Annotated in this window: 1 protein-coding gene; it reads left to right on the top strand. The window is 71.0% G+C overall.

The features are described from left to right. On the top strand, positions 1–293 hold a 293-nt coding region (locus KUG38_RS16705), incomplete at both ends, for a DUF4912 domain-containing protein (protein WP_216923537.1).

Raw genomic sequence — 293 nt, 5'->3', positions numbered from 1 at the left:
TCCTCCCACCCCCACACCCTCCAGGAGGTGGTGGTCGACAGCCATGCCACCGAGTGGTACCTGCCCGTTCCCCTCTCCGACCGCGACTACCGGGTCGAGCTCGGCTACCGCAAGGGCGGTGGCGGCGGCTGGATCTCCCTGGCCTTCTCCTCGGTCGCCCGGGTGCCCTCCCTGCATCCCTCCGAGCAGATCCTCGACCAGTTCGTCCCCTTCTCCCTCGACGCCTTCCCCTCCACCACCGCCAGCCTGCCCGCCCCCGCCGAAGCGGTGGATTCCGGCCTGCACGAGCGGCT

It is taken from the genome of Synechococcus sp. CCAP 1479/9 (assembly GCF_019038535.1).
Classification (GTDB): Bacteria; Cyanobacteriota; Cyanobacteriia; order PCC-6307; family Cyanobiaceae; genus Cyanobium.
This window is presented reverse-complemented; position numbering and strand designations above follow the sequence as displayed.